The following is a 10906-nucleotide window of genomic DNA, read 5'->3' on the forward strand; positions in this document are numbered from 1 at the left end:
ACCTGCTCCCCACATACGGGGGACAGGTGGGTTTGTTTTCCTCCATTATTTGACATTGATCTTTTGTTTACTTAATTCCATCGGAGACATCTCTCTGGTAATCGGTTTGAGGCGGTAGCTGTATGAATAGGACTTATTGGCGTAAAGAGTAAACTCCGGATGGGGTCTTGCCCCCCAGCTGTTATCTCCACCCACGCCCATCTGCTTATAGTTGAGATTTAAGATGATATCATCCATTTTTGTCAACTCGTAAGGATGTTTTACCGATTCCAATTGATCTTCCGTATAATGGAGGGCATTCACTTCCAGTAACGGAAGGCCGGCAGCCATTAGTCCCGTTCCGTTTTTATCCGTTAATGTCACCCAGCGCACATCTGTCTTGTTTCCGGTTTCCTGCGGCTCCACATAAGGGAAGAATTGATCATCCACGGTTCCGCGATAAACTCCGACATCGGCACCCGTATTTCGATCCCAATAGTTTTCCTGTGGCCCCTTTCCGTACCAGCTGATGTTCTCAAATTCTTTCGGGATCATTAATTCCATCCCAACAGCCGGTATTTCCGGGAGATTTTTTCCGGGAGTCAGAGTATTATTCACAACAATATCACCACTGCCATAAATGAAATAGGAAACCTTGTAATTTGATTTAGTTGTAGTTGGAAGGGTCGCATCAACATCGATCTGGACGGCGTTATTTCCAACTGCGGTAACTTTTACATCATCAACCTTCATATCCCGGCCCGCATTTCTCCAGGTTCCGGTGCGGTTTGGCATTCCATTCCCTTTATCATTATCATTGGGCGATCTCCAGAAGTTGGGAACGGGTCCGGTTTTAAACATTTCCCGCTCCTGGTATTTAAAAGATGAAATTGTCCCCTTCACCTTGTCAAAAACGAGTTGAAAATCTGAACCCGAAACATTCACTTTCTGTTCTGTTTCTTTTATATCCAAAGGCGGCATTGTGGACGGATCAAGAGCAGGCCCTTCCGGTGTATTATAGGGCATTTTAAACTGCTCTTTTGCCACTTCATGCCCTTTGGAAGCCCAGGCAGTTGACTTGGATAATTTAAAACTGATATCCAGCCAATATTCGGCTCCCGGTTTTAAGTTCGGCTTTTGAATCGGAAGAGTGACCAGCTTCTTTTGGCCCGGGGCAATATTCATCCTGCCTAAAGATCCTTTCTGAAGAGTTGTATTATCCTCCTTCAGGGTCCATTTGCCTTCAAACTCGTTTAAGTTGGTAAAGAGATAGTTGTTGGCAATTTCCACTTTGCCATTTTTAAGATCAGAGGGTTTGATCTTGATATTTTGATAAACTTTCTTTACTTCCCACAGCTCCGGTTGGATGGTGCGATCCGGGGATACGAGACCGTTGGCGGAGAAATTGCCGTCGTTGGGACGATCTCCCCAGTCTCCTCCGTAAGCAAAGTATTCTTTTTGAGCATACTCTTCTTCTTTATAGTTATCAAAGTCTAGCCAAAGGACCGTATTTTCATCAGGAACCCGGTTTATATCATTCAGTTCTGTTTCAGACAATGCCCTGTTATAGATGCGAACGTGATCAATTTGTGCATTTGAAAGGCGGTCATTCTCGGCATTGCGCCCGATATTTACCGGGTAATTGTTGCCGACAATGGCCCCTGAATATTCTTTTTCCGCTTTCAATTGACCGTCAATATATAACTTTAGTGAATGCCCGTCATATACACCGGCTACCTTGTGCCAATTCCCAACCCAATTTTCCGGAATCTTTGTTTCCGCTACAATCCAGGGATACGAAGCGGTCCGGTCATAAATAAAGAATTCGATCCGGTCATTATTCTGTTTGATGGCAAACTGAGTATCACCTTTGGTAATAAACGGGCTGTGTGTGTTAGTCGGCTGCGGTTTTACCCATGCTTCCAGCGTAAGCTGTTTACCGGTCACATTTAGTTCCGGTACATTCGGCAGAGTGACGTAACCATTTATGGCTTTACCATCTATCCCCTCGACAATTTCACCATAAAGTTGTCCCGTTAATTCATGTTTGCTTTCGTCGTTTACCAGAATTTTTTTCGGTGTGGGCCATCGTAATGCTTGTTCCACCCAGTCCCAGATAAACCCGCCCTGAAGATTGGGATATTTCTCAATCACATCCCAGTATTTATAGAGGTTTCCGACACTGTTCCCCATCGCATGAGCATATTCACAGAGAATGTATGGTTTTTTGTTTCCGGATTTTCCGTAGTTTTCAACGCTCTCTACACTGGCATACATATGGCTTTCCACATCCGTCCAGCGGTTGTCCCCTTCATAATGCACAATACGCGTCGGATCAGCCTGGCGAACCCAGTCGGCCATTTTCTTGAAATTATCACCTCGTCCGGCCTCATTGCCAAGTGACCAGATGAGGACAGAGGGATGATTTTTATCTCTTTCCACCATGCTTTTGACCCGGTCTAACACAGCACCGGTCCAGCGAGGGTCACTGGCTGGGAGGCTGTCTCTGACACCGTGCGATTCCACATTGGCTTCATCGATCAGATAGAGTCCGTATTGGTCGGCGAGTTCATACCATTTCGTTTGATTGGGATAGTGAGAGGTTCTCACCGCATTGATATTAAACTTTTTCATCAACTTGATGTCTTGAATCATACTTTCTTCGGTAATGGCCCGGCCACGGTCAGGGTCAGTTTCATGACGGTTCACGCCTTTAAAGACAATCGGCTTCCCATTGATGTGCATCTGCCCGTTTTTAAGTTCAAACTCCCGGAAACCGATTTTCGCGCTTTCCGTCTCTACGATTTTACCTGTATTATCTTTTAGAGAGAGGACGAGAGTATAAAGGTTGGGGTGTTCAGCTGACCACTTGAGCGGGTTTTTAACCAATTGCTCCGCTTGAACAGCGGTTTCATTTTTCCCCGGCACCTGTATATCCATCGAAACAGGCTCGTTTAGCACCGGTTTTTTGTGTGCATCATAAACCATTGCTTCCACTTTATAATTGGCAGCTGTTTCTTTGCCATAATTTTTAACATTCACTTTTAGGTTGAGATTGGCATTTTGATAGTTATCATCAAGATCGGTGCGGACCCTGAAGTCACGCATATGAATTTTTGGAGTGGAAAAGAGATAAACATCGCGGAAGATTCCGCTCATGCGAATAAAGTCCTGGTCCTCAAGCCAACTGCCGTCCGACCAGCGGTATACTTCAACAGCCAGGGTATTTACTCCGGGTTTTAAGTATTTTGTGATATTAAATTCCTTAGAGGTATAGCTGTCCTCACTATAGCCGACTTTTTGCCCGTTTACCCAGACATAAAACGCCGACTCCACCCCCTGGAATGAGATGAAAATCTCCTCTCCTTTCCAGCTTCCCGGCACGGTAAATGTTCGCTTGTAGGAACCAACCGGATTATAGACTGTCGGAGCTTTTGGAGGGGCCGGATTTTCATAACCAGTCCAGGGATAGGTAATGTTTGTATAAATCGGATAATCATATCCCTGAAGTTGCCAGTTTCCCGGAACCTCAATCTTTTTCCAATTACTCACATTATAATCTTGCCGGTAAAAATCAACCGGCCGCTCACTGGGATTTTTCGACCATTTGAAATGCCATTTTCCATTCAGCGACTTATAGTGCCGGGACTTTTCGGGTTCTGCATCCAGTGCAGACTTCACATCATCGTACGGCATCAAAGTGGCATGTGCCGGCTCCCGGTTCACCTGAAAAATTTCCGGATGGTTGTTCCATTCAGCATCACTGTTTTCTGACTGTGCGAAAATTGGGATAACGGGGCTCAGAATCATGACCCCTGACAAAAACGCAGTAAGGATTTTACACTTCAATGGATATTCACTCCTTGATCATATTTCACCCTATTTTTCTTCTTCTGACGCTTTTGCCTGTCCGCTTCCGCTCTTTGCCCCCCATCAATTAATTAATTTAATAAATTATTCACACTTTAGGCAAAATAATTATATCACCATATCATTCTCATATTCAATAAATTATTAGTTAATTGCAAAAGTTATTTATATTATTAATCCCCGCTTCCGGGACTGATAAAAAGCTTTCTCATTTACAAAGCAAAAAGCCTGCACAGCACATTTTGCAGGCTTTTTGCTTTGAATTTATGATTACTTCGCGTTTTTAGCAAGGTTTGCCAGCTCAGCAAAAGCTTTCTCATTGGAGACAGCCAGCTCAGCGAGCATTTTGCGGTTAATGTCAACGCCGGCCACTTTTAAGCCGTGCATAAACTTGTTATAAGACAGACCGTTCATGCGCGCTGCCGCATTGATCCGGGTGATCCACAGTCTGCGGAAGTCGCGTTTGCGCTGACGACGGTCACGGTAAGCGTACATCAAGGATTTCATCACTTGTTGTTTCGCTGTACGGAACAGTCTGTGTTTAGAACCGAAATAACCTTTTGCTAATTTAAGTACCTTTTTGCGACGAGCGCGAGTTACGGTACCTCCTTTTACTCTTGCCACAGTGAATCCCTCCTGAACTTAAAACATCTCTTTCTCTCCAAAAATCTTATTTGTATGCGATCAATTGTTTAATGCGTTTAACGTCACCTTTGGACATAATCGCGCTCTTGCGCAAATTGCGTTTGCGTTTGGGGCTTTTACCTATGAACATATGGTTCATAAAGGCATGGTTGCGTTTCACCTTGCCGGTTCCGGTCTTTCTGAAACGCTTTGCTGCAGAGCTTTTCGTTTTCATTTTTGGCATAGAGTTTTCCTCCTCCGACTACTGCTTCGGTGTTAAGATCATAATCATTTGACGGCCTTCAAGCTTTGCGTGCCGCTCGATTTCCGAGATATCCTTTACTTCGCTGGCCATGCGGTCCAGAATTTTACGGCCTAGGTCCTGGTGAGTGATTTCCCGGCCGCGGAAACGAATGGACAATTTCACTTTATCGCCCTTTTGCAAGAACTTCTTCACATTCTTCAGCTTTGTCTGTACATCGTTTTCCTCAATGGACGGGCTGAGCCGAACTTCTTTCACCTGAATAATCTTTTGGTTTTTGCGGGCCTCTTTTTCGCGCTTGCTCTGTTCATAACGATACTTCCCGTAGTCCATGATCCGGCAAACAGGGGGTTTTGCCTGGGGAGCTACATTGACGAGATCCAGATTTGCCTCCTGAGCCAATCTCAGTGCTTCACGCAGCGGTTTAATCCCTAACTGATCGCCATTAACTCCAATTAAACGAACTTCCCGGGCACGAATGGACTCGTTGACCTGGTGTTGGTGTTCCTTGCTGATAACCTGCCACCTCCGAAAATATTTTTATAAAAATTAAAAGTGTGGGCGCAAGCGCCCACACTAAGTTCCCGGAATTTACAGATGGAAATTAGTATTTCATAACCTGACAACTGCCATAAGCGTCGATCAGGTGAGAAGCGGGCGCCTCTTCTTGGATGGATAGATATATCCTAACATGAAGGAAAAATCATTGTCAAGACATTGGAATTGATCTGCAAAATGCACTTGAATCATATACGGGAGATCATCCGCGAAGTCAAGATACCATCCTTATAGGATGATTTCTTCTTCACAGAGAGCGAAACAGTCTTTACTATCTTTGAATGACAATAAACCTGGAAATAAGCCTGGTTGGTGTTGCAACTTCATCATAATCATACCATATTTTCACTTTGCTACCTTTTTTCAAATCTGATTTACTCCCTTGTTTCAGATCATCCCCTTCCTGAATCCAGTAATGGATTGAATCTGCCATTTCTGTTTGGACAGTTTTCTCCAGTTGCGGATGATTGGGATCCCTGTCCAGCAAGATACGATTATTTTTGGAATCAATTTGTGTCACCACACCTGCATAGTTTGGTTTACCCAATGGTTTAAACTGTTTGATTTCCTGCGGATGATAGATAACATGTACAGCCGGCCCTTTGCCCGGATAAGAGTAAGCAAGCAGACCATCATACCAGACATCTACCTTCATCCCCTTTTTTAATGCAGACCGGCTTCCCTTCATCAGTCTTGTCCCCTCTCTCGTCCAATATTTTGTTTCTTTAGAAGTAAGCGAATACATCTTGGAGTGATTCCCCCATTTTGCAGGATCTTCTTCCACATAGAAAACAGAAGGTTCCAGGGATGTGATATAGCCGGCAATATGAGGCTTGCCTATCGGCCCGGAGTTAACGTCATTGACAGAATAAACAACATAACTGGCAGTCGCCTTCATCGGATAGGATTCCATCATGGCACCCGCATACCAGACTTCTACTTTCATGCCATGTTTCAGGTCGCTTTTTTTCCCCTGGTTAAAACCCAGTCCATCCCTTATGAGATATTTTGTTTTACTTGTTAACGCACTGTCGATTTTATTGGTGCCACCATCACGATGATCATCTACTAACATTCCCGTTTCATTAATATCCGCAATATAACCAATGATTGTGGGCACTCCTTGTGGATATTTACTATTTGTTTTCTTTAGAGTGGTGTCCATCGAAGGTTCCGCGTTCGTTCCACATCCAGTCAGCAGAACAATCAATAACAACAGCGAAAAACGAGTGAACATGTGCAATCAGTCCTCCTGCCATCGAGTTCTGTTAAAGAAAAGACATGATTTCCAGTGGAAAAGTTGCAGACATCCTAAAAAAGGCCTTATGCATACGCACAAGGTCCCCCTGATTTATCGTTTATCTTCTTTCTTTCATCTCTTTTTTCATTTCCGCAATCAGATCATCAATCGGTTTGGACTCTTGTTCTTTTGAGCCGCGCATCCGGACATTGACCGTACCCGCTTGAACTTCTTTTTCACCGATCACAATCATATAGGGTACTTTTTGCACTTCTGCTGTGCGGATTTTATAGCCGACTTTTTCATCCCTGGCATCCATTTCAGCACGAATACCGGCTTCCTTCATCTGATCGACCACTTTTCCGGCATGGTCATAAAACGTACGGGAGATGGGGATCACTTTGGCCTGAACAGGCGCCAGCCATAGCGGAAAAGCCCCGCCATAATGCTCTGCCATCACCCCGATAAAGCGGTCAATGGAACCAAAAACAGCACGGTGAATCACAACCGGGGGATGCCGCTCATTATCCTCACCGACATAAGAGAGATCAAACTTCTCCGGCATTTGAAAGTCGAGTTGAATCGTGGCGCATTGATGGCTTCGCTTCAAGGCATCGCGGATATGGAAATCAATTTTAGGCCCGTAGAAGGCTCCGTCCCCGTCATTGATCCGATATTCCACCCGTGAGCGGGCCAGAACATTTTTTAATGCCGTTTCCGCTTTTTCCCACAATTCGTCTGAACCCATGGAATTTTCAGGCCGCGTGGACAGTTCCACCCTGTATGGGAAGCCGAACACGGAGTAGATCTCATTCACCAGCTTCATAGCGGCACTGATCTCTGCTTCGATCTGATCCGGGCGAACAAAGATATGGGCGTCATCCTGGGTAAATGTACGTACCCGAAGCATGCCGTTTAAAGCACCGGATAGCTCATGGCGGTGCACCTGCCCAAATTCAGACAGACGAAGCGGCAGATCGCGATAAGAGCGGAGTTCATTTTTAAAAATCAGCATATGACCGGGACAATTCATCGGTTTCAACGCAAATGGAACATCATCTGCTTGCGTAAAGTACATGTTATCACGGTAATGGTCCCAGTGCCCCGATTGTTCCCACAAGCGTCGGTTCATCATCAACGGAGTGAGGACTTCTTCATATCCGGCTTTTACTTGCAATTCGCGGGAGAGTTTTTCCAACTCGTTGCGAATGATCATGCCGTTCGGGAGATAGAAGGGCATTCCCGGAGCCTCTTCAGAAAACATATACAATTTCAGCTCACGGCCGATTTTGCGATGATCCCGTTTTTTTGCTTCTTCAAGAAAATACAGGTATTCGTCCATCTGGGATTTTTTTGGCCAGGCCGTTCCGTAGATGCGTTGCAGCATCTGCCGGTCCGGGTCTCCTCGCCAGTAAGCCCCCGCAATGCTGAGCAGTTTAAACGCTTTGATTTTTCCCGTCGACGGAAGATGGGGACCACGGCACAAATCAAAAAATTCCCCTTGCTCATAGATGGTGATGACGGCATCTTCCGGCAGATCACGGATCAGTTCCAATTTTAGATGGTCGCCCGCTTTCTCATAGATGGCGGACGCTTCCTCGCGGGAAACCACTCTGCGGACAATCGACAGATCCTCTTTGATGATCTTGTGCATCTCTTCTTCAATTTTCGGCAGATCTTTCGGTGTCAGGCGAACAGAGAGATCAACATCATAGTAAAAACCATCTTCAATTACGGGTCCGGTCCCCAGTTTGGCATCGGGATACAGTCGTTTTAGCGCCTGGGCCATCAAATGGGCCGTACTGTGGCGATACACTTCCAGCCCTTTTTCATCTTCAAGTGTCAATATTTTCAATTCAGCGCCATCGGGCAATTCAGCGGATAAATCCACCATTTGTCCGTTTACTTCCCCGGCTACTGCATCTTTCAACAAACCTTTGCCAATTGATTCAGCAACATCTTTGACCGAAACAGCTTCATCATATGCTCTGACTGAACCATCCGGCAGTTTAACAGCTACACCCATTTCGTATCTACTCCTTTTTATTGAAAATAAAAAACGCCCGTTCCCCAAGGGACGAGCGTATGTGTCGTGGTTCCACCCTATTTCAACCTTGCCGTACACAAAATGTGGGACAGTTCAAGGTTCTCTTCAGCACGCTTAACGGTGTGCAACCGGTAACAGATACTGCACAAGGCATGTTCCCTGTTACAGCTCGAAGGTGGTAAATACTTTTCCAGCGGGTAAAGGGGCTTGCAGCCGATGACCCCTATTCTCTGGTACCATAGAAAAATATTCATGTCCCCGTCATCGCCGTTGTTTTCAGCTTCTTTTATTAACGGTATTGACGAACTTCTTCTTCTAAATCACTGGCAAATTGTTCAAGTGGCCGGCTCCCTAAATCACCTTCTGAACGTTTTCTGACAGCAACCGACCGCTCTGTTTGTTCTTTGTTTCCGACTACAAGAACATAGGGGATTTTATTTAACTGGGCTTCACGGATTTTATAGCCCAATTTTTCGTTTCGTTGATCCAGTGAAACACGGAATCCTTTCGATTGCAAAAACTCCAGCACCTCATGTCCGTATTCCAGGTAAGGCTCGGAAACCGGAATCACTCTTACCTGCTCAGGCGCTAACCAGGCAGGGAAGTTACCTTCATAATACTCAATCAGAAACGCAACAAACCTTTCCATCGTACCTACGATCCCGCGATGAATGACCACCGGTCTGTGTGCCTGTCCATCTTTGCCAATGTACTCCAAATGAAACTTGTTGGGTAAATGGAAGTCTAGTTGCACCGTTGAAAGTGTCTCATCTTTGCCCAGGGCAGTTTGTACCTGAACATCCAGCTTCGGCCCATAAAAAGCGGCCTCTCCTTCCGCCTCCACATACTCCAGTCCCATTTCGTCCATCGTCTCTTTCAGCATGGCTTGGGACAGATTCCACATTTCATCGTTATCCACATACTTTTTCTTGTTTTTGGGATCGCGATATGACAACCGGAAATAATAATCTTTGATCCCAAATACTTCATAGACATGGAGAATCAGTTCAACCACTCGTTTAAATTCGGATTTAATCTGTTCCGGCAGGCAGAAGATATGTGCATCATTGAGTGTCATGGACCTTACTCTTTGCAATCCGGATAAAGCTCCTGACATTTCATAACGGTGCATGGTCCCTAATTCGGCAATTCGCAAGGGCAGATCCCGATAACTACGTATTTCGTTCCGGTAGACCATCATATGATGGGGGCAATTCATAGGCCGCAATACCAGCTCTTCATTGTCCATTTTCATCGGCGGGTACATGTCATCATGATAATGGTCCCAGTGCCCGGAAATTTTGTACAATTCCACACTCGCCAAGTGGGGAGTATACACATGTTGATATCCTAACCTTTCTTCGAGATCAACCATAAAACGTTCAATGGTCCGGCGTATTTTGGAACCATTGGGAAGCCAAAGGGGCAGTCCTTGACCCACCTCTTTCACCAGTGTAAAGATCCCCAGGTCTTTTCCCAATTTACGATGATCACGTCTTTTTGCTTCTTCCAGCCGGTCTAAGTATTCATCGAGCTGGGATTTTTTTGGCCAGGCCGTTCCGTAGATGCGTTGCAGCATCTGCCGGTCAGAGTCTCCTCTCCAGTAAGCCCCCGCAATGCTGAGCAGTTTAAATGCTTTGATTTTCCCCGTAGACGGGAGATGGGGACCGCGGCACAGATCAAAAAATTCCCCTTGCTCATAGATGGTGATGACGGCATCCTCCGGCAGATCACGGATCAGTTCCAATTTTAGATGGTCGCCCGCTTTCTCATAGATGGCGACCGCTTCCTCGCGGGAAACCACTCTGCGGATAATCGGCAAGTCCTCTTTGACGATCTTTTGCATCTCTTCTTCAATTTTCGTCAGATCTTCCGGCGTCAGACGGGCCGGGAGATCAACATCATAGTAAAATCCGTTTTCAATCACGGGTCCGATCCCCAGTTTGACATCGGGATACAGCCGTTTTAGCGCCTGGGCCATCAAATGGGCCGTACTGTGGCGATACACTTCCAGCCCTTTTTCATCTTCAAGTGTCAATATTTTCAATTCAGCGCCATCAGGCACTTCAGCACTCAAATCAACCACTTGTCCATTTACTTCCCCGGCGACCGCTTTCTTTGCCAGCCCTTTGCTGATCGACTCAGCAACATCTTTGACCGAAACAGCTTCATCATATGCTCTGACTGAACCATCCGGCAGTTTAACAGCTACACCCATTTCGTATCCACTCCTTTTTATTGAAAATAAAAAACGCCCGTTCCCCAAGGGACGAGCGTATGTGTCGTGGTTCCACCCTATTTCAACCTTGCCGTACACAAAATGTGG

At 45.6% G+C, this 10906-nt stretch carries 7 protein-coding genes and 1 other annotated feature; all 7 genes read right to left on the bottom strand.

The window, feature by feature from the left end; genetic code table 11:
• Positions 1 to 45: 45 nt before the first annotated feature.
• The 7 genes from I8U27_RS09800 to thrS (I8U27_RS09830) all read right to left on the bottom strand — a co-directional run bounded on the left by I8U27_RS09800 (position 46) and on the right by thrS (I8U27_RS09830) (position 10798).
• Complete coding sequence (locus tag I8U27_RS09800) at positions 46 to 3828, bottom strand: glycoside hydrolase family 2 TIM barrel-domain containing protein (protein WP_181751766.1); 3783 nt, start codon at positions 3826 to 3828, stop codon at positions 46 to 48.
• Positions 3829 to 4119: 291 nt separating this feature from the next.
• On the bottom strand, positions 4120 to 4473 hold the full coding sequence (rplT, locus tag I8U27_RS09805; protein WP_181751765.1) for a 50S ribosomal protein L20: 354 nt from the start codon (positions 4471 to 4473) through the stop codon (positions 4120 to 4122).
• A gap of 46 nt (positions 4474 to 4519) precedes the next feature.
• Complete coding sequence (gene rpmI, locus I8U27_RS09810) at positions 4520 to 4717, bottom strand: 50S ribosomal protein L35 (protein ID WP_181751764.1); 198 nt, start codon at positions 4715 to 4717, stop codon at positions 4520 to 4522.
• Positions 4718 to 4735: 18 nt separating this feature from the next.
• The gene (gene infC, locus I8U27_RS09815; protein WP_181751876.1) at positions 4736 to 5251 is read right to left on the bottom strand and encodes a translation initiation factor IF-3; all 516 of its coding nucleotides are present in this window, start codon (positions 5249 to 5251) and stop codon (positions 4736 to 4738) included.
• Between the two features lie 27 nt (positions 5252 to 5278).
• Positions 5279 to 5410, bottom strand: a sequence feature (ribosomal protein L20 leader region).
• A 154-nt stretch (positions 5411 to 5564) separates the two neighbouring features.
• Positions 5565 to 6530, bottom strand: a complete 966-nt coding sequence (locus tag I8U27_RS09820; RefSeq protein ID WP_181751763.1) for a DUF3221 domain-containing protein — start codon at positions 6528 to 6530, stop codon at positions 5565 to 5567.
• A gap of 121 nt (positions 6531 to 6651) precedes the next feature.
• Positions 6652 to 8559 (bottom strand): threonine--tRNA ligase, encoded by a 1908-nt coding sequence (thrS, locus tag I8U27_RS09825; protein WP_181751762.1) that lies wholly within the window; start codon positions 8557 to 8559, stop codon positions 6652 to 6654.
• Between the two features lie 310 nt (positions 8560 to 8869).
• The gene (gene thrS, locus I8U27_RS09830) at positions 8870 to 10798 is read right to left on the bottom strand and encodes a threonine--tRNA ligase (RefSeq protein ID WP_181755129.1); all 1929 of its coding nucleotides are present in this window, start codon (positions 10796 to 10798) and stop codon (positions 8870 to 8872) included.
• Positions 10799 to 10906 lie beyond the last annotated feature (108 nt).

Origin of the sequence: Paenactinomyces guangxiensis (genome assembly GCF_016055185.1) — a bacterium.
GTDB lineage: Bacteria > Bacillota > Bacilli > Thermoactinomycetales > Thermoactinomycetaceae > Paenactinomyces > Paenactinomyces guangxiensis.

Excerpts from the sequence above, each read along its gene's own strand:
- thrS (WP_181755129.1), bottom strand. The coding sequence starts at position 10,798 with ATGGGTGTAGCTGTTAAACTGCCGGATGGTTCAGTCAGAGCATATGAT.
- thrS (WP_181751762.1), bottom strand. The coding sequence starts at position 8,559 with ATGGGTGTAGCTGTTAAACTGCCGGATGGTTCAGTCAGAGCATATGAT.
- I8U27_RS09820 (WP_181751763.1), bottom strand. The coding sequence starts at position 6,530 with ATGTTCACTCGTTTTTCGCTGTTGTTATTGATTGTTCTGCTGACTGGA.
- rpmI (WP_181751764.1), bottom strand. The coding sequence starts at position 4,717 with ATGCCAAAAATGAAAACGAAAAGCTCTGCAGCAAAGCGTTTCAGAAAG.